The sequence below is a fragment of the Parabacteroides sp. AT13 genome (assembly GCF_002272965.1).
Lineage (GTDB): Bacteria > Bacteroidota > Bacteroidia > Bacteroidales > Tannerellaceae > Parabacteroides > Parabacteroides distasonis.
On the sequence record NZ_NQMH01000001.1, the window covers coordinates 2,155,001 to 2,174,598 of the forward strand.

At 44.8% G+C, this 19,598-nt stretch carries 12 protein-coding genes (1 of these 12 cut by a window edge); 7 read left to right on the forward strand and 5 right to left on the reverse strand.

What is annotated here, in order from left to right; genetic code table 11:
• A protein-coding gene (locus CI959_RS08940; protein ID WP_057316906.1) for a GH92 family glycosyl hydrolase crosses the window boundary here: on the reverse strand, positions 1-1,877 show its 5' portion. It extends 382 nt beyond the left edge of the window; 1,877 of the gene's 2,259 nt are visible here — the first part of the coding sequence; the start codon lies at positions 1,875-1,877; its stop codon lies beyond the left edge, outside the window.
• 139 nt (positions 1,878-2,016) lie between these two features.
• On the opposite strand from CI959_RS08940, the gene CI959_RS08945 reads away from it, so the two are divergent.
• The 4 genes from CI959_RS08945 to CI959_RS08960 are packed head-to-tail and all read left to right on the forward strand — an operon-like array spanning position 2,017 to position 3,911.
• A complete protein-coding gene (locus CI959_RS08945) occupies positions 2,017-2,274 on the forward strand; it encodes an RNA polymerase sigma factor (RefSeq protein ID WP_009018440.1) in 258 nt (85 codons plus the stop codon).
• An 18-nt stretch (positions 2,275-2,292) separates the two neighbouring features.
• Complete coding sequence (locus CI959_RS08950) at positions 2,293-2,955, forward strand: hypothetical protein (protein ID WP_009018439.1); 663 nt, start codon at positions 2,293-2,295, stop codon at positions 2,953-2,955.
• 54 nt (positions 2,956-3,009) lie between these two features.
• Entirely contained in the window at positions 3,010-3,288 is a 279-nt protein-coding gene (locus CI959_RS08955; protein ID WP_005860915.1) for a LysO family transporter, read from the forward strand.
• On the forward strand, positions 3,285-3,911 hold the full coding sequence (locus CI959_RS08960) for a lysine exporter LysO family protein (RefSeq protein ID WP_009018438.1): 627 nt from the start codon (positions 3,285-3,287) through the stop codon (positions 3,909-3,911). The genes CI959_RS08955 and CI959_RS08960 overlap by 4 nt, the downstream gene beginning before the upstream one ends.
• A gap of 239 nt (positions 3,912-4,150) precedes the next feature.
• Here CI959_RS08960 and CI959_RS08970 read toward each other — a convergent pair whose 3' ends face one another.
• A complete protein-coding gene (locus CI959_RS08970; protein WP_057316904.1) occupies positions 4,151-7,381 on the reverse strand; it encodes a S41 family peptidase in 3,231 nt (1,076 codons plus the stop codon).
• Positions 7,382-7,474: 93 nt separating this feature from the next.
• Between CI959_RS08970 and CI959_RS08975 the strand changes: the two genes are divergently transcribed.
• Positions 7,475-9,544, forward strand: coding sequence for a histidine kinase (locus tag CI959_RS08975; protein WP_008780607.1), 2,070 nt, complete (start codon positions 7,475-7,477; stop codon positions 9,542-9,544).
• Between the two features lie 94 nt (positions 9,545-9,638).
• On the opposite strand, the gene CI959_RS08980 is transcribed toward CI959_RS08975, so the two are convergent.
• Positions 9,639-10,490 carry an Rpn family recombination-promoting nuclease/putative transposase gene (locus CI959_RS08980; RefSeq protein WP_057316902.1) on the reverse strand — a complete coding sequence of 284 codons (852 nt, stop codon included), beginning with the start codon at positions 10,488-10,490 and terminating at the stop codon, positions 9,639-9,641.
• 809 nt (positions 10,491-11,299) lie between these two features.
• Here CI959_RS08980 and CI959_RS08985 point away from each other — a divergent pair.
• Positions 11,300-14,749, forward strand: coding sequence for a DUF6383 domain-containing protein (locus CI959_RS08985; protein WP_011966956.1), 3,450 nt, complete (start codon positions 11,300-11,302; stop codon positions 14,747-14,749).
• Between the two features lie 233 nt (positions 14,750-14,982).
• Here CI959_RS08985 and CI959_RS08990 read toward each other — a convergent pair whose 3' ends face one another.
• Together CI959_RS08990 and CI959_RS08995 are read right to left on the reverse strand one after the other, a co-directional pair.
• Positions 14,983-15,606, reverse strand: a complete 624-nt coding sequence (locus CI959_RS08990) for a lysine exporter LysO family protein (RefSeq protein ID WP_005860926.1) — start codon at positions 15,604-15,606, stop codon at positions 14,983-14,985.
• A complete protein-coding gene (locus CI959_RS08995) occupies positions 15,596-15,880 on the reverse strand; it encodes a LysO family transporter (protein WP_172718840.1) in 285 nt (94 codons plus the stop codon). Before CI959_RS08995 ends, CI959_RS08990 begins: the two co-directional genes overlap by 11 nt.
• A 459-nt stretch (positions 15,881-16,339) precedes the next feature.
• Between CI959_RS08995 and CI959_RS09000 the strand changes: the two genes are divergently transcribed.
• Positions 16,340-19,573 (forward strand): S41 family peptidase, encoded by a 3,234-nt coding sequence (locus tag CI959_RS09000; RefSeq protein ID WP_057316900.1) that lies wholly within the window; start codon positions 16,340-16,342, stop codon positions 19,571-19,573.
• Positions 19,574-19,598 lie beyond the last annotated feature (25 nt).

Genomic DNA, 19,598 nt, shown 5'->3' on the forward strand with positions numbered 1-19,598 from the left:
TTATAAAGATAGGCCATATGGTGGCTCGGCTCGTTTCCATGAGCGTATTGGCCGATCAAGCCGGTAATATCTCCGGAGGCTTCCGCCCCGTCAATCTGGGAAGAGGTGGTGAATAAGGTGTCTAAACGTGTTTCCAGCTCTTTCTTGCCACCGATAGCGGCGATGAAGTTATCCATATCATGTGGTGCGAAGAAACTCCATTGGAAGGCATTCCCTTCGGTATAGTCGCTTTTCATATGCGAAGAATAGCGAGGGTTGAATGGAGTACGGAAAGAACCGTCGCCCATTACCGGACGCATCATCTTCGTCTCGGGATCTAAATAGCGTTTGTAGTATTCGGCTTTCTTGGCATACTCATTCGCCAACTCCATGTTGCCTGCCTTCTTGGCGATTTGGGAGATACACCAATCCTCGTATGCCATCTCCAATCCCCACGATACGGATTCGGGAACAGAGTCGGCGGGGACGAAACCATATTTCTCCTTATAGTAAGGGTGCATCGTGATCAGATCCAACTCACGGGTTCCTTTGAACTTCTCGGCAAGATCCTCACGGTAAACGGAAGAACGTGCGCCGGCTTCCGCCCACGTGCTCATATCACCTTCCGCTAAATCTTTCGCTACAAGATCGGCGAGGACCGAGACGGCCGGATATCCTACCATACAACCTGTATAACTAGAGGCTAAAGGCCATTTGGGTAATATTCCACCTTCTTTATAACCTTGCACGAGTACCTTACCCCAATCAGTCGCTAAGTCCGGATTAATGATTGTCATTAACGGATGAAGCGCACGGAACGTATCCCACAAGGAGAATACGGAATAATTTACGTAACCCGGTTCGGCGGTATGCACTTTCTTGTCCATGCCCAGATAACGCCCGTCCACGTCTTGATAAGCGAAGGGGGCGATCATGGTATGGTAGAGCGCCGTATAGAAATTGACCATGACTTTCGGATCTGCCTCGATCTGGATCAAGTTTAACGCCTCGTTCCAAATATGCGTTGATTCCTCACGGGTCTTATCGAAGTCCCATCCGGGCAATTCTGCCTCGAGATTCTTCTCGGCGCCTTCCGGATCGACTACGGATAAGGCTACTTTTACATAAAGCGGTTGTGCCTTTTCAGCGAATTTGTAATGGAACTTCAAATCTTCTGCCGTATTTAGGCGTAAGAACAAGGAGTCTTTACGTAATTTCCCTCCGATGTATTGGTATACGGTCTCGATCGGTTCCGAGAAAGTAATCCGATAGGACATGGAGTGGAAATGTGCCCAACCTTGTGTCTTCACGGTTCCTTCCACCGTGGAGTCGTTTACAAGTAAATATTGGTTACCGATCAGCTTATGTCCCCAGTTCGGTTGAAGGATATGCCCTAAGTCAAGCAGGACACGACGTTCTTTGGGATTGTCGTATGTATATTTATGGAAACCTACACGATCCGTAGAAGTCAATTCCACGTTGATGCCAAAGTTATCCAAGCGTACGGCATAATACCCCGGTGTCGCTTTCTCAGTGTCTTTCTTGAAGGTAGCTACCGGTTTGATGGAATCTCCACCGGAGAAAGGCAATAAAGCTACGTCACCCAGATCGCCGATACCCGTACCAGAAAGATGCGTGTGGCTGAATCCATAGATATGGTCGTCGTCATAATGGTAGCCACTACTTGCGTCCCATCCCAAGATATGGGTATCCGGGCTTAGTTGTACCATTGCGTACGGACGGGTAGCTCCGGGGAATGTGTGTCCATGGAACCCGGTTCCGATGAATGGGTCTACATACCTCACCTCATCTTGTAGTCGCAGCAACTCCGGCGCTTGCTTGCATCCTACCAGCAGGCAGGCAAGAGCGGCCTGAAAAAATAAGATCGTTCTTTTCACTGTTATTATTGATTTAGTTTGTAATAAGCGAATTATCAATCATCTGTCACAAAGATAATGGCTTTGGGGGAATATTGGAAATTTCCTTTTAAAATCTGCAACCTTTTTCGGGCTTGGCTCGTCTTATAGATAAAAAAGTATGGGAACAAACGAATTTACGACAAAGATATTGCCGCTGAAGAATAACCTTTTCCGGGTTGTTTTCCGGATTACCGGAGACGTGGAGCAGTCTGAGCAGATCGTTCAGGAAGCCCTGCTTAAGGTTTGGGAAGACCGGGATAGCTGGATTGTCATTGAGAACTTACCTTCCTATTGCATGATGGTAGCGCGTAATCTGGCATTGAGGGAAACGTATTCCGGAAATAAGGAAAGGATGGATCGGTATGCGGTAAGGTAATCTGTTTATGGATCGTGTATGGACTATCAACGAATAAATAAGTTGCTGGATAAATATTGGGAATGCGCCACATCCGTGGAGGAAGAGCGGGAATTACGCCAGTTTTTCTCCTCAGCGGTGGTACCTCCCGACTTATTACCCTATAAGGCTTGGTTCGTATCTCATGAGGCCGAGGCATTACCCCCTTTGGGGAAAGAATTTGATGCTCGTATATTAGAACATATCTCGGAAGATCGAAAATTAATCACTACATTTGGAACGTTATTTAAATCTATTACTCATTTAATACATAAGATTATGGGAACGAATATGAAGAAAGCCTTTACCACCCTTTTATGCCTTTTGTTTTGTATCACGATCTCGGCACAGGATAAAGCCGCTGATTTTAGTAAGCTCGTAGGCGATTGGTCCTTCTCTGCCCCCGACGCTCCGTATGGATATCAAGATGGAAGTTTTCAGATAAAGCAAGAGAACGGCAAGTTGACCGCTAAAGTGAATATACAAGGTAGTACCTTGGAGATAAACGATATCAAGGTGAAAGGAGATACCTATACCAGTTCTTTTTATGTGGATGGAACGCCTGTAGACTTAACTATGACCCAGAAAGGAAATAAGTTAGAGGGAATGGCCGACGCCGGAGGTATGCAGATTCCCGTGAAATTCAAGAAAACGAAGAAGTAACCGCTTTGTGGTACTGTGAGTTTCTGTTAACTTCGCGGCAAAAACTACAAAGGGATGTTTACAGTAATCGGAATCATGTTCTGCGGCATTGCCGTCGGGTATTTCTTTCGTAAAGTAGAATTGCTGCAAAAGATCGGTAAGCCTATTTCTTATACAATTCTTCTTCTTTTGTTCCTGCTGGGAATTTCGGTAGGGGCCAATGAGTCTATCGTGAATAATCTTACGACGTTGGGCGGGCAAGCCTTGTTGATCGCTTCGGCCGGTACGTTGGGTAGCGTCTTGGCGGCGTGGGGAGTTTATCATTTCTTTTTTAAGGAAAGGAGCCGGGGATGAAAGGGAGTTTGATCGTCGTGGGCTTCTTTGCCTTGGGGTGCTTGCTGGGATGGAGCGGTTATCTGCCCGGGGTCGTTATCGAGAATGATATAACGGTTTATGTACTTTACCTCTTGATGTTTCAAGTAGGGATTAGCATCGGAAGCGATAAGAAACTGAAAGAGATTTTGTCGAGCATACGGCCGAAACTCTTATTGGTGCCTCTGGCTACTATTATCGGGACGTTGAGCTTCTCCGCCCTGATCAGCCTTGCTCTTACCAAATGGAGCGTGTTCGATTGTTTGGCGGTCGGAAGCGGTTTCGCCTATTATTCACTATCCTCCATCTTGATAACAGAGCTAAAAGAACCGACGCTGGGGGCTCAATTGGCGGCGGAGTTAGGAACGATCGCCTTGATCGCTAATATTATCCGTGAGATATTCGCCTTGCTGGGCGCTCCGTTGTTCGTTAGATATTTCGGAAGGCTATCTCCGATCTGCGCGGGAGGAGCTACTACGATGGATACGACATTGCCGATCATCACCCGTTATTGCGGAAAGGATTTGGTCTTTGTCTCTATCTTTCACGGGATCTTGGTGGACTTCACGGTTCCGTTTTTCGTTTCTTTCTTCTGTTCGATGTGAGTGAAAGAGGCTTCCGAGATCTCGGAAACCACCTTGCAAGGTTGAAAAGTCATTTCCGAGGCCTCGGAAGGCATTTTGCAAGGTTGAAAAGTCGTTTCCGAGGTCTCGGAAGGCATTTTACAAGGTTGAAAAGTCGTTTCTGAGGCCTCGGAAGGCATTTTACAAGGTTGAAAAGTCATTTCTGAGGCCTCGGAAGGCATTTTACAAGGTTGAAAAGTCATTTCCGAGGCCTAGAAAAGCTATTTTACAGTTTGCAGCATCACTTCTACCGCTCTTTTTAATTGCGTGTCCTCGCCGGAGAGCTGCGCCTCGGGAGTATTGTACACCTCGACATCCGGTTGCAATTGTTGGTTTTCCAGATAATTGCCTTGCATATCTTTCACGCCTACTTGCGGGATACCGAACACCAAGGTCGGATCGATTTGCGTTTCCCACCATACGGCTGTCATGGTTCCCGGAACCGGGGCGCCGATCAGCTTGCCGATACCTAAGGTCTTATAAACCCAAGGGAAACCATGAGCGTTCGAATAATTATCCTCGCACATCAAGACACAGGACGGTTTGGTCCACTTATTGTAAGGATCGCTACCGATGTATTGTCCGCGAGGCTCGAAGCGCTGATACTCCTTGCCGCTCAATAAGGTAGCCAGATCATCATGCAACCAGCCACCTCCGTTATGGCGGGTATCCACGATCACGGCTTTCTTATTCCGGCACCGGCCTAATAAAGCGGAATAGACCTCACGGAAACTCTCGCTGTTCATACCTCTCACATGTACGTACCCGATTTGCCCGTTCGATAATTTATCTACGGTTTCTTGGCAATTCTCGATCCATCTTTTATAAAGGAGGTTCGATTGCTCTCCGTTACCGATCGCTTTCACCTGTTCCTCGAAACGCTGTTTACTGGTAGGATCATAGACAGAAAGCATTACTTTCTTACCGACTTTACCGCTTAGCAGTGGATAATAATCGGCGTCTTTCTTTATCGGTGTCCCGTCTATCTTCTCGATGATACAGCCTTTCTTTATCTGGCTGCCGGCCAATGTCAGCGGGCCCTTGGCGATGATTTCCTCGATCTTCAATCCGTCGCCCGTGTATGCGTTATCGAAGAAAGCGCCTAGGCTGGCGGTTTCCGGCCCGGTTAGTCCCGGATTGTAACGGGCGCCCGTATGGGAGCCGTTCAGCTCGCCCAATAGCTCGGAAAGCATCTCTTGGAAATCAAAATTATTGTTGATATGCGGAAGGAAACGGGCGTAAGCGGTCTTATATCCTTTCCAATCCATGCCCCGGAGTGTCGGATCATAGAACTTATCCAAGACTTGACGCCAAGCGTGGTGGAAGATATAAGCACGCTCCTCTGCCGGACGATAAGCGAACTCGGCCTTGAAAGCGATCGGTTTTTCCTTGCTATCCTTCAACTCGATCTTTTTCAGTTTACCGCCGGCGGTAAGATAGAGGTTCTCTACTTTCTTATCGGCGAATAGAGTGCCTCGACCGACATTCTTGAGCAGTAATTTAGTGGACTTTTCCTTCAAGTCGTGTTCCCATAAATCAAAGCCTTTCTCGAAAGCGGCGCAATAATATAGTTTATCTCCTTTCGGGGCGAGTACGGCGTCTCCCAATGAGGATGAATTGGCGGTCAGGCGAATAATCCGGTCCTTGCGGTTCTCCAATTCAAACTTCAAGGGGGCTACAGGCTTATCCTTATCCTCTTTTTTCTTATCGGAATCTTTATCGGATGTCTTATCTTCGTCCTTATCTTTGTTTTCATCCGCTTCTACCAAGGCCTGTTCTTCTTTACTGAGGCGGAATTTATCGTAAGCCTCACCGTCGAAGAACATGATGTACACATCCCGCTCAGCACCCCAGCTACCGTGGCTGCGGAAACCGGCACGGTCGGAGGACCAGATTATGGCCTTACCGTCTAATACCCATTTCGCGTCGCCATCCGAATAACCGCTTTCCGTCAGGTTCGTTACCTCGCCGCTACCGTCCGCTTTCACGAGGGCGATATCCGTATTGTTCCATCCTCCGACGGAGATGTAATCTACCAAGAACCACTTGCTGTCTGGCGACCATTGGAAATGCTGGTCTCCATCGCTATACGAATAGAGGTATTTCCCGTCCAATACGGTGCGGACCTGCTTGGTCTTTCGGTTGATAACACGTAAGGTGGTGCGGTTCTCAAGGAAAGCCACCTCGTTACCATCCGGAGAGTATAAGGGTTGGAACGAGGTTTGTCCGGAGACGACAAGAGGCTCCTCTTTCAATTCCGGGGCGTAAGTGAATTGCTTATCTTCGTCACGTGTAAGTTTACTTTCGTAGATCCCCCATGTTCCTCCCCGTTCGGCGGAATATACCAATGAACGTCCGTCGGGGCTGAAATCTATATTGCGCTCTTGTTGCGGCGTGTTCGTGATTTGACGAGTAGTCTCGTATTCAATAGAAGTTACGTAAACATCGCCACGAGTGATAAACGCTACCTCTTTTCCATTCGGGGAGACGGCGATATCCGTAGCTCCATCGGTCAGAAGACGATGGATCACGTCGTTCTCGATCTTATCCGCGACGATCTGGATATTCACCTTGGCAGGTTTCTGGCCTTCCTTAACGGTATAGATCTCGCCGTCGTAACTATAGCATAGAGTCCCGGAATTATCGGAGGTAAGGAAACGCACAGGGTGGGTGGTATGCGTCGTGATTTGTTTCTCGCTGTTGCCTGCCAAATCCTTCTTGAAGATGTTAAAGCTTCCTTTCTCCTCGCTTAGGTAATAGAAAGACGCCCCATCCGCGGCCCATACAGGATTACGATCCTCACCGCCAAAAGTGGTTACTTTCTGGAAAGAACGATCTTTTCCAAGCGTACATAACCAGATATCACGGGTGATAGAAGATTGATGATGCTTGCGCCAAGGGTCCTCGTAACCTTTATAGTCATTGTATAATAGCTTACTGCCATCCTTGCTGAGGGCTATATTCTCCATGTATAACGAAGAATATAAATCCGGCCTTCCTCCGTCCGTGCTTATCTCATAGACTTGCATAAAGCGGGTGCCGGGGAATTGGATATCCTTGGCATCTTGCAATATGTTGGCCAGATATAAGATGTGTCCGTTATCCTTAAAGGTCGTGGGATATTCGTTTGTGGAGTGGGTGGTGAGCCGCTTGGGTTCCCCTCCCTCCTTATTCATGAGGAATACATCGAAGTTACCGCTACGGTTGGAGGCAAAGGCTATTTTTTGTCCGTCGGGCGACCAGACCGGACGGGTGTCATGAGCCGGATGTGTTGTCAACTGCCGGGCTTTCCCTCCGGAAGAAGGGACCGTGTAGATATCCCCTTGGTAAGAAAACGCGATCGTCTGCCCGTCCGGGGAGATCGCACAGTAACGCATCCATAACGGACTGTCGTCTGCTTGCGCCGCCGCCGATAAAAATAACGCCAGCGCAGGAATCATCAAGTTTTTCATGTGTACTCTATTTTAGATTTACAAATGTAATCGATTTTCGATATTTATTAGGAGAAATAATTGCGTAGATTAAATTTTTAAATATTTTTGCATATGAACTTTAAAACCGCCAAGATGATGACGAAATATAGAGTGTGTATGACTTTTATGTCCATTTTATTATTGCTATTTCATTTTGTGTTTCTGTTTTCTTGTGGAAAGCTACCGGAAAAAACATTTGCTTTTTCTGATAACCTGCGGATTGATTCTTTGGAACATATGGCTATGGATTCGATTTACCGGAATCCTCGATATGCTCATTCCGCATTGGATGAAGCTTTAAGTCTAACTAAAGATAGCGATAAATATTATAAATTGCTTGCGGCTAAAAGCCAGATTTATTTTGCTAATAGTGTATATGATTCCGGGTTTGTTTTACATCGGTCAATTATAGATTATTGCGACCGTGTACCGATGTCTCCCAAGATACATGGACTCTTAGGGACGCTGAAAAATACGGTTGGCAATTATTATTCATTTTTGGATAAAACGGATTCGGCCCTCCTTTGCTATTCCGAGGCGTATCAAGAGATCCGGCAGAGTGAGATGGAGCATAAAATCCCGGATATTTATATCAATATAGCGGATATATATGCCCGGAAAGGAGCTTACGATCAGCGAGCCCGCTACTTTCGCCAAGCTCTTTTCGTGAGTGATTCATTGGGTATTATGGATCGGATGTCCTTTCCTATTTATTTTGGTTTGGGCGAGACGTATATGGAATTGAGGGACTTTGACTTATCCGATCACTTTTACCGTTTGGCGGAGAAAGAACTGGATTCTCGTAACTTGAGCGAGAAATTCACCTTTTGCAATAGCCGGGGAAATTACTATTATTACAAGGAAGAATACGCGGAGGCGCTTCCTTGGTTCTTGAAAGCCCGTGAGGTGGTACGTCCTACTCATATGGATTTCTATACCAACGTATGCGAGATCAATTTAGGGGAGATCTATCTATGTATGGATCAGTTGGATTCCGCTCGTTTTTATCTGGAAAAAGGGTTTAGGTACTTCCATACCTATAATAATAAGACAGCCTTGTACCATTTGACAACCCTGAAGGCTTCGCTAGCCTTAAAAGAGGGGAACTCCGGGCTGGCTTATCAATTGTTGAGGAGTTACACGGATACGGTAGGCATAGATCCCAAGATGGTAGTGATCCGTAATAAGAACTTGCAGAATTACTTCGCTACCACGGGCGATTTTAGGCGTGCTTATGAGTATCAAACGAAGAATAGCGTCATTGAGAACAATATTCGTAGCGAACGAACCCAGATGCGTGTCGCCGAGATCGATATGCGTTATAGGCAAGATACGACTTTGCTCAAGCGGGAGGCTATTATTAAACAACAGGCCGGCCGGATGGAATACTTGGAAATGAGCCGTTGGGTTTGGATCTTGCTTTTTGCGATCTTGTCGATCGTCAGCGGCATGGCTTATTACTTTATGAAACGTAAACGGCATGCCCAGTGGTTAAGCCATATCGATCAGGTGACGAAGCTGAAGATGGAGAGTATCCGCAACCGTGTATCCCCTCATTTTATATTCAACGTTTTGAACCGGGAAATCAGCACGGAAGAGGAGGGAAGCCTCCGCCGCACGCAACTTTCCGGGCTGGTGGAGTTGTTGCGGAGTAGCTTGGAGATCTCGGAAAAGCTCAGTATTACGCTGCGGGAGGAGCTGAGGTTCGTGCGTACGTATCTGAACCTGCAAACGCAAGCGCTGGGGCCGGACTTCCATTTGGCATGGAATATCGATCCTTCCCTTGACACGGACGCGATCTATCTCCCGGCCATGCTGATCCAGATTCCCGTAGAGAATGCCGTGAAACATGGCTTGTGTGCGATTGAGGGCGAGAAGCGATTATCCGTTTTCGTGGAGCGCGACGGGAAAGGCATCCATATCCGTATAGAGGATAATGGACCCGGGTATCGTCCGTTTACGAATGCGGGACATACGAACGGTACGGGGATGGGAACGAAAGTCCTTTACCGTACGATCCTATTGTTGAATAGGAGAAATAAAGAGAAGATCACCTATTCGGTCCAAAGCAAGGAGAAGGGGATGGGGAGCGGAACAATCGTCAGTTTCTTTATTCCGTTGGATTTTAATTACGCTTTCTAGGTATCGTGAATGTACGAAAGTAATCCGGGCCGTTTCCTCCGGATAGTGGAAGGAAGCGGCCCGGATCGAATTGAATCGAATCGGTTGATTCGGGTTATAGTCGCTCAATGTCTTCAACAGAAAGTCCGGAGCATTGGGCGATAAGTTCGGAGTCAAGTCCTTGCTCCTTCATCTTTTGGGCTATCTGGAGTTTTTCCTCTTGACGGCCTTTCTCGATCCCTTTCTGCATTCCTTTTTCAATCCCTTCCGTTTGTGCGTAATCGATGGTCGCATACCAATCCCGATAATTCTTTAGGTTTTCCTCGTAGATCGCACGTTCTTTTTCGCTGAGTGAGTTGACGTTCGCCACATCCAGCAAGCGAAGGAAGGTCTCCTGTTCCTCCTTGAAGGGAGATTGTTCAAATAGGTTCATATTCTTCAATGTATAAATCCAACGTTCGAAGGAGCTCTTGCACTCCTCCTTGCTTAAACTGAATAACGGGAACGATATGTAGATCTGCTTCATCTTGATCTCATTGAACACCTTTCCCGTCCTCTCGTTAGCGAGGACAACATCTGTACGGAAGTCTGTGAACTCCGGCAACTTGAAATTCAAGAAATAGACTCCGTAGATGGGTAGCAACCGATATTGCCATTGCTTGCCGATTTGTCCTTGCCGGGCCACCATGCGACAAAGATAATAAAAACCTCTGTTAAAGAAATAGTACTGGGGACAATTCTGCATCTCTAGGATGAACTTGGCCCCGGACACGTCCTCGCAGAGCAGGTCGAATATGATGGTACGGTTCTCGACAATCTCGGGCTTGGTCTCCTTGTCGAGGTAGGTGATGTCCTTGATCTGTCGTTCGCCGGCTAGGGCGGCGTTAAGGAACTTGATGGTAACTTGCTTGTCTTGGAAGACAGCCTTAAATCCAGCATCAGTCATGATGTCTACGTATTGTGCCATAGTTAAATGGTTTTAGGTGATTACTGCTCCAAAGGTAAGGTTTATTTTCGTATCGCACATCCTGTTTATTGTATATTTCTTAAAAAGCAGATTCATGGTAGTCAGCTTTACTATTTATAGAAAGTACGATTAGTATTAATAGTAGTGCAAAATACTATGGATAGTAATCGGCTCCCATTTTGATCAATTCTTATTATACGCTGATTATCAGAAATATAAATAACAATCTTTAAATATTAGGCTTATTGTACTTTTTAAGAGATCAAATTTGGTATGGTTGACTTATTCTTTTCACGTATAAAGATAACATTAAATAATAGACTAAGCCGCTAGCATAAAGTTCTCCAAGTGAATAACTAATCACTTCTCAACTCGTAAGCTTATGGCTTGACAAGCCTTGGATTATACGTTTGTAGTATTTGCAATGATTACATGTGAATGTTTGTATTTTGTATTTATTATGCGGTTATGGATGGATACCATATATAATGTACATGCGTACATTATATAATAGATAGAAACGGCTAGTCTAAACGATCGATTCTTTTAGTCATTTGCAAAGGTACGCGTTTCTTCGATACTTGCAACCCTTCCGAGCTATTTTTTTTTCACTTATCCTCTTTCTTATCAATAGGATAGGTTATCATTTACCAAACAAGCGATTCCTTCAACGAACCTCCCTCTCAAGCGTCTAAAAAAACGCAAGATCTAAACGATCGTTTAGACTAGTCGTTTTCGAGAAAAACAAGGGTGCTAAACGGTGGGATGGACTTTAATTAACACTATTATTAATATTAAATTTTTGATTTATGAACAAAAAGATTACTACGCTTTTAGCTAGTGCTATGTTGGCGACTGCATTCTCTGCGGGAGCTAGCATAAACGCTAAGAAGGGCGAGGCTACTTTGTTGGGTGCATCATCAAATTACTTATCTGTAAATACAGAGAATAATTATGGTGCATTGAGCTTTGATCCTACAACTCTTTCTGATTTAAAAGAGTTGAATCCAGCAACATGGACTGTCTCTAACGTGAAGACTTCTTTAGGAAGAACTCTTTATTCTTTCGTAAATAAGGCTACCGGTTTAACATTGTCTGTAGATCCTGCTACAGCTATCGCTGTGGATGACAATAACAAGTCTCAAAAGATCGCTAGTGCTGCTCCATTGGCTTTAGGAGGAAGTGCTTCTGAGTGGGTTGTTGAGACAGTGGGTGGAAAGGATATCTTGGTTTCTTATATTGATGGTGAGAATGTTGTTTATATAGCTCAGTCAGGTAGCAAACTTTATTTGGAGAAAGCAAAGAAAAGTGCAATCTCTACTGCTGCTATAGCTTTGTCTTCTGACCAAGCAAATATTCCTGCAAGTATTTCTTTGGATAGTGACGCATTGAATACTTTATTACATTCAGTAAAGGGCAATAATGCAGCTATCGCTAAAATGTTCTTTGGCTTAACGATGAATCCGGAGACTTCAGGGAATAATAAGAATGTTTTAACTGCTACAGCTTTACATGCAGGGGATCAGGAATTTGATACTCAAAATGGAGGCTATTGGGTAACATTGCAAGCTAAAGACCAAAAGATTGGTGACAAGAAAGCATATGTTGTAGTTGATACCGCTTATTATGACGGAACAGAGACTAGCAAGTTCTTGAAGTTTGCTTGTGATGAACTAAACGCTGATGGCCGTAATGAGGGTTCTTATAAATTTAAGTTCACTTATAACGCTCAGAGAGATGAGCTGTATGCTCAAGTTCAGAAGGCTGTTTATAAGATTACTAAAAACGGCGGTGTATCTGATGAGGATTTCGCTAAATGGGTGAAAGAGGAGAACAACAACTCTAATTGGGTACTTTCTGATAACACAGCTTCTGCTAAGGGAACTCAAACAGCAGCTATTGATAAATACATTTACATGGCTCGTTTGGCCGGTACGAATGTATTGACTGTTAATACAGATGAAACAGATGGTACTACTGCTGGTGCTCTTGTTGCTGTTAAGGATGTTCAGAAAACAGTTATCAAACTTGGTACAAACTTCACGGGTTTGACTCAAACAACTTTGGCAGACGGTGTTTATATGATTCAATATAAATCTACTGGCGGTAATAAACCGGAACAAAACAACGCTTATGCATTGGCTAACTTGGCTGGTAATTTTGGTTGGGCAAAACAAGCAGATCGCCAAGATTTCAACCATATTCCGGCAGCTCAGTGGGTTATTACAAAGAATGGTACGGCTTCTACTGCTTCTATTACGATCCAGAACCGTGAGTTCAACGATTTGTCTGATAATGCTGTAGGTCTGAATAAGAAAACTGTTCAGCTGTATGCTGTAAAAGATAGCAAAGATGTATTCTTCTATAATAACGGTGTTGCTGATACTTTGAGTTTTATCCCTGTTAAAGACGCTAATAACTTAAAGGTTGGTTACAGATACTTGACAGAGGATTCCGCTAAGGTTCAGACATATGTATTCAATTATTTACATGGTTTGGCATTAGATAAATATTTGTATACTCCGGCTGGTAAGGATTCTATCGTTCGTGTAAACGAGAACGGTGATAAGACTAACTTCCGTTTGGAGATCGTGGTTAAGAATGATAACTATGGTGTTGGCGATAGCTTGGTAAGAAATGTTTACTATGTTAAGAATGGCGAGAGCTATTTGTCTTACGATGATGTTGCTAAAAAGTATATGATGAAGAAGGATACTAAAACTCCGTTCTTCTTAAAAGAAAACAACTGTGTGGACGGTAAGCACTATTATGCGTTAGTTGAAGCTGAAATAGTAAAAGTTTATGATAAAGATAATAAAGAATTCTTCATCGTAAAAGATAATTCAGAAGTAAAGGCTCGTGCTTCTGTTGGTGCGGCAGAATCTATAATTACTTATTCATCTGATGAATATACGAATGGTGTAAAAGTTTCTGTTGATGATAATACTCTGGACTTATTACAAGGTTCTACAGATGATAAGTTCAATCAAGGCAATAATCGTGAACTTCGTACATCCGCTTTCGCTGTGGTAACAGATGACTCTCCATTATACCGTCGTTTCAACAACGTAGCATTGGGTGAGAGCGCTACAGACGCTTGCGATAGCTTGGCATTCGTAGAGAGCGTACGTGGTGAGTACTTGATGGATGAGTGGAACAAGAACTTGCAAGACAAGGTGGTTAACTACGCTGGTATCTGGAATAAGGATAAAGCTAATGGTAAATTGTTCTTCCATATCGATACGGCTTGGGTAAATCGTGGCGCAGGTAATATCAAACCTCAATATTTGATCTCTGCGGCTCACGTAGATGTACCGGGAACTCCGGGTGTACCTTGTACTTATGCGCATAATCACTATGATAATGCTGGTAATAAGGTTGATGCTGCTCACTGCTCACACGCTACTCCTGCTCACGCTGGCTACCACTATGGTAAATATTTGGTAAACTTCTCTGATTCAGCGAAGGTCTATGATGAAAGAAAGGTTGCTAATCCGTATAAATTAAGTACTAACTCAAGTGTTAATAGCAGCTATACTCGCGTTGGTTTCGTTGAGGCTATTCACATGGGTGACAGCTTGTATGTATTGACAAATGGTTTCGAGAAGATGGCTCCGGCTGATTTGGATACGGCTGAAATCATCGCTAACTATAAAAAAGCAAAAATTGAACATTTCATTGTGAACTTGACAGGTGATAAACATAAGAACGTAACTTGGTCTTTCCGTTATGTAAATCCTGACAAGGCTGGAAATGTAACAGAAGAAGGTGCAGATAACTCTTTCTTGTTTGAGTCTAATGTTTATGGTTCAGCGGAAGTTAATGGACAACCGGTTTATGATGATCAGTATACAACTGTTTATGGCAATAAAGATGAAGCAATTGCTCCGAAAGAGAATGTTGCTTGGTTGAAGATGCATAATGGTTGCTTGGTAATCACAGATGAGAACGCTAAGTTCGATAATGCTAAGACTAGCGGTGACGGTGCCTTGGTATTCAATGTACAACGCATGACAGAAGATGATGAATTCGTTACTTCTAACGATGAGATCGCTACTGAAGGTGTATCCGTAATCGCAGGTAACGGTACCGTAACCGTTCAAGGCGCAGCTGGTAAGTCTGTAGTTATCACGAATATCTTGGGTAAGGTAATCGCTGAGACCGTTCTTACTTCCGATAACGCTACAATCTCTGTTCCTGCCGGTATCGTAGCAGTGGCTGTTGATGGTGAGGAAGCTGTTAAGGCTATCGTTAAATAAGAATTTAACAAAATAAGATAATCATACAATTCCCGTGCGGGTATCGATCCAAGTAATCCGTGACGGATGAACAGGCGGGAGTTGGATTAATATTAATACTAAAGTAATAAATTAAGAGGTCCGTAAGTACCTCCGTGAGGAGGAAGTACGGATAAAGGAACAAGAGGATGCGTCGATATAATGTACGCATCCTCTTTTGTGTTTATAGCGGGTGTTGAGGATAAATCCTGCTTCTACTTGCAAAAGAGCGAGATAAGCAACGGCACGCTGATCTCGAGGATAATCCCGTGAATAATAGCCACAGGTACGATATTCTTTCCGGAATACCGGCTGATAACGGGAAGACAGACATCCATAGAATTGATTCCCGCCACGGATACCGGAGCGAATTTACCAAAGAAAGAGGCATACAACGGTGCCCCGAATAAAGCTAACATTTCCCGGATGATATTAGCCAATAATGCGATAGCCCCGAGTTGCGAAGCGATTTCTATCCCTGCCGACGCCTCTTTCAGTTGTACGATAAGCAAGGAGGATAAGGAATAATAAGCGAATCCGCTTCCTACAGCCATACAATCATATATATTCCACGAGGTCAATAACAAACTCGCCGCCGCAGAGAATACTAACGTGCCGATGATCGTAAAGAACGGCAGTAGCAAACTGGAAAACCGGATATCCTTTACCATCTTTCCTAATTCGGCGTTTGCTCCCAGGTTCAATCCTACTTGGATAACGAGAGCGTATAGCAAGAATTGCGGTAGTTTTTCGCAATACGTGGAGATAGTCGTGTTGGCGAAGGTTCCGCAAAAGATTCCCGCTGTGAAACATAAGATAACGATTAGGTTATTTTTCATTGAGACCTCCTTTCTTGATAAATAATTTATAAGCGATAAAAGATGCTACCAGACTTCCCAATACTCCGCAAATAGCTAGTATGGCAGCTTGTATTCCAAACTCACCAATATTATTCAGCAAAGATTGGTTGGCTCCTATGGTAATACCAAATATGAACAACATCGCGAAAATCGTATAAGAGATGGAATGTTCCAATCCCTTGAAAGCGGGGACGTGTCGGCATAAATAACCGACGCTTATCCCCAGACCTAATAGACCTAGAATGATAAACATAAGCATATTGTATTTTGAGATGCGCAAGACATCTTTTCCCCGGAAACGAAGCATACGAATACTCCCTCTTTTCCGCAGAAGTTAAACTTGAGTGCAATTAAGACCTAGATGTAGGTGTAAGAAGAGAACTATAAAAAGAAGTCCTCTCAAGAAGAGTATGGATGGATTTAGACAAAACCGCTGAACCAATGAACATGCACGATCGTATTGCCCGAGAAAGCCCGGGTATACCATCTTTTTGAGTTGTTCAGAAGCTTCTTGTTCATCTTATTTGTATCATTGTTTGATTTCCGGCGCAAAGGTAGTAATAAATTAGAGATTCTAAAACTTTTTCTAGGATCGGATATATAAGGGACTTGACTTGGATTTTGGATCTTTTTATGTACATTTGAGGTCCTACCCGCTATTGGGCCAACTAAAAACGGATAGAACAGATATGATTAAAAGAAAAGATTGGTTATGAGGAAAAGAATGATTTTAACAGCATTGGCGGCTGTCGCTATCCCTACGTTGTTGATGGCGGCGGATGAGGCGAGATTAATGCGCTTTCCGGCTACAAATGGTTCAGAGATTGTATTCTCGTACGCTGGCGATTTATATAAGGTCCCGGCTACAGGTGGTGAGGCACAGCGATTGACATCGTATGTGGGGTATGAGATGTTTCCCCGTTTCTCCCCGGATGGTAAGACGATCGCTTTTACGGGACAGTACGACGGTAACACGGAAGTGTACACGATGCCCTCTTCCGGCGGTGAGCCATTGCGTATCACTTACACGGCTACGAATAGCCGTGATGATCTGGGCGATCGCATGGGCCCGAATAATATCGTGATGACTTGGACACCGGACGGTAATGGTATTGTTTACCGCAACCGCATCAGCGATGGGTTCTCCGGCAAGTTATATACGGTAAATAAAGAAGGTGGCCTTTCCGAGGTGGTTCCCTTGCCCGAGGGCGGCTTTTGTAGCTATTCGCCCGACGGAAAACAATTGGCTTACAACCGGGTAATGCGTGAGTTCCGTACATGGAAATACTATAAGGGCGGTATGGCCGATGATATCTGGGTTTATAATCCGGAGAAGAAAAGTGTAGAGAATATCACGAACAATGAGGCGCAAGATATCTTTCCGATGTGGATTGGTGATGAGATCTATTTCCTTTCGGATCGGGATTACACGATGAACTTGTTCGTTTACAATACGAAGACTAAACAAACAAGTAAGGTGACGAACTTCACTGAGTACGACGTGAAATTCCCTAGCAGCTTCGGCAATACGATCGTTTTCGAGAATGGAGGCTATATCTATAAGATGGATGCGGTGTCGAAGAAACCGGAGAAAGTGAACGTAACCCTCGCCTCCGATAATGTCTACGCACGTAGCGAGATCAAGGATGGCTCCAAATATATCACGAGTGCCAGCCTCTCCCCAAAAGGTGAGCGTATGGTGGTGACAGCTCGTGGCGAGGTATTCAATATCCCGGTAGATAAAGGGGTTACGAAAAATATCACCCGTACTCCGGGAGCGCACGAACGTGACGCTCAATGGTCACCGGACGGAAAACATATAGCCTATATCTCCGACGCTACCGGCGAGACCGAGCTGTATCTCCAAGATTTCGAGGGGGGCGAGCCTACCCAGTTGACCAAGAATAACGATACGTATATCCGTACTTTCCAGTGGAGTCCGGATTCCAAGAAGATTGTCTATACGGATCGTAAAAATCGTATCAATCTTTTGGACGTATCTAACAAACAGCTAACAACTATCTCACAAAGTCTGTTAGGTGAAGCCCGCAACGTAAGTTTCTCTCCGGATAATAATTGGTTGACTTATTCCCGTGTGTCCGATAATAATTTCTCGATCGTCTATGTCTACGATATCGCGGGTAAGAAAGAATATCCCGTGACCGATAAATGGTACGAGTCTTATTCTCCGGTATTCAGTACGGATGGCAAATATCTGGTATTCACTTCCGCCCGTGATTTCAATCCTACGTATAGCCAAACGGAATGGAATCATGTGTATAATAATATGGGTGGCGTATATCTGGCGTTATTGTCTAAGGATACCGCTTCCCCGTTTATGGAAACGGATGCGGAGGTAGCCATTGAATCTACCCCGGCGAAAGCGGATGCCTCTAAAAAGGACGAGACAAAGAATGAGGCTTCTACTCCGGTCGTAAAGATTGATATAGAGGGTATCACGGATCGAATCGTTAAGCTCCCCTTGCCGGGATCGAATTACTACGATCTTTATTCCGATGGAACGAACGTGTATTATTTCACGAAAGGCGGCATGAAGATGTTTGACTTGAAGAAACAGAAAGAGGAAACCGTTAGCGATGCCGCTATGATGGTTGATCCGGCTGGCAAGAAAGCTGTTTTCTTTAAGGACGATCAACTATTCGTAACCGATATACCGAAGGGTAAAGCGGATTTAAGTAAGCCGGTTAATCTGGCGAATATGAAGATCACGGTAGACTATACGAAGGAATGGGCGCAAATCTTCGATGAGGCTTGGCGTGCTTTCCGGGATGGTTTCTATCTGGAGAATATGCATGGCAAGGATTGGAAGGCGATCAAGGAGAAATACGCCGCCCTTCTTCCTTACGTGAAAACACGTTTGGACTTGAATTATATTATTGGCGAGATGATCGGCGAGCTGGGAGTAGGGCATGCTTATGTGAACCCCGGTGAGGTGGAAAGTCCTAAACGGGTATCGATGGGGCTGCTAGGTGCTGAGGTTTCTCGGGATAAGAGTGGTTTCTTCCGCTTGGAAAAGATCCTGCCGGGGGCTTCTTGGAGTAAGGAATTACGTTCTCCATTGACAGAACCGGGTGTTGAGGCGAAGGCCGGAGAGTATATCGTCGCTATAGACGGAGTACCTACGAATAGCGTGAACGATATGTATAAGTTGTTGATCGGAAAGGCGAACGTTCCGACCGAGTTGTCTTTGAATAGCAAGCCTCAGTTGGCGGGCGCTCGTAAGATCGTAGTCAGTCCGTTGGCGGAAGAGTATTCTTTGTATCATTATAATTGGATCCAAGATAATATCAAGAAGGTGGATAAGGCGACGAACGGTAAGGTCGGTTATATCTATATCCCGGATATGGGGCCGGAAGGCTTGAATGAGTTCTCCCGCTATTTCTATCCGCAATTGGATAAGGAGGGTTTGATTATCGATGATCGTGCGAATGGCGGTGGAAATGTCTCCCCGATGATTCTGGAACGTCTGTCTCGTGAGCCGTATCGTTTGACGATGCGCCGGGGTTCTTCTTTGATCGGGACCGTGCCGGATGCCGTACAGGTCGGCCCGAAAGTTTGCTTGATCAATAAGTATTCCGCTTCCGATGGCGATTTGTTCCCGTGGGGCTTCCGTGCGCTTGGCTTAGGTAAATTGATTGGAACCCGTACTTGGGGAGGTATCATCGGTATTAGCGGCCCGCTTCCTTATATGGACGGTACGGATATCCGTGTGCCTTTCTTCACGAGCTATGATCCGAAGACGGGTAACTGGATTATCGAGAACCATGGTGTGGATCCGGATATCTTGATCGATAACGACCCCATCAAGGAATGGAACGGTGAGGATCAACAGTTAGACCGTGCTATCGAGGAAGTCATGAAACAATTAAAAGAACGCAAACCGCTAGCCCCTGTCCCCGCACCAAGGGACTGGAGCCATAAATAATGAGAGGTTATTTGTAGAGACGGGG

Bases quoted from the DNA above. Each gene is read 5' to 3' on its own strand.
- CI959_RS08945 (WP_009018440.1), top strand. From the start codon at position 2,017: ATGGGAACAAACGAATTTACGACAAAGATATTGCCGCTGAAGAATAAC.
- CI959_RS08950 (WP_009018439.1), top strand. From the start codon at position 2,293: ATGGACTATCAACGAATAAATAAGTTGCTGGATAAATATTGGGAATGC.
- CI959_RS08955 (WP_005860915.1), top strand. From the start codon at position 3,010: ATGTTTACAGTAATCGGAATCATGTTCTGCGGCATTGCCGTCGGGTAT.
- CI959_RS08960 (WP_009018438.1), top strand. From the start codon at position 3,285: ATGAAAGGGAGTTTGATCGTCGTGGGCTTCTTTGCCTTGGGGTGCTTG.
- CI959_RS08970 (WP_057316904.1), bottom strand. From the start codon at position 7,381: ATGAAAAACTTGATGATTCCTGCGCTGGCGTTATTTTTATCGGCGGCG.
- CI959_RS08975 (WP_008780607.1), top strand. From the start codon at position 7,475: ATGAACTTTAAAACCGCCAAGATGATGACGAAATATAGAGTGTGTATG.
- CI959_RS08980 (WP_057316902.1), bottom strand. From the start codon at position 10,490: ATGGCACAATACGTAGACATCATGACTGATGCTGGATTTAAGGCTGTC.
- CI959_RS08985 (WP_011966956.1), top strand. From the start codon at position 11,300: ATGAACAAAAAGATTACTACGCTTTTAGCTAGTGCTATGTTGGCGACT.
- CI959_RS08990 (WP_005860926.1), bottom strand. From the start codon at position 15,606: ATGAAAAATAACCTAATCGTTATCTTATGTTTCACAGCGGGAATCTTT.
- CI959_RS08995 (WP_172718840.1), bottom strand. From the start codon at position 15,880: ATGTTTATCATTCTAGGTCTATTAGGTCTGGGGATAAGCGTCGGTTAT.
- CI959_RS09000 (WP_057316900.1), top strand. From the start codon at position 16,340: ATGAGGAAAAGAATGATTTTAACAGCATTGGCGGCTGTCGCTATCCCT.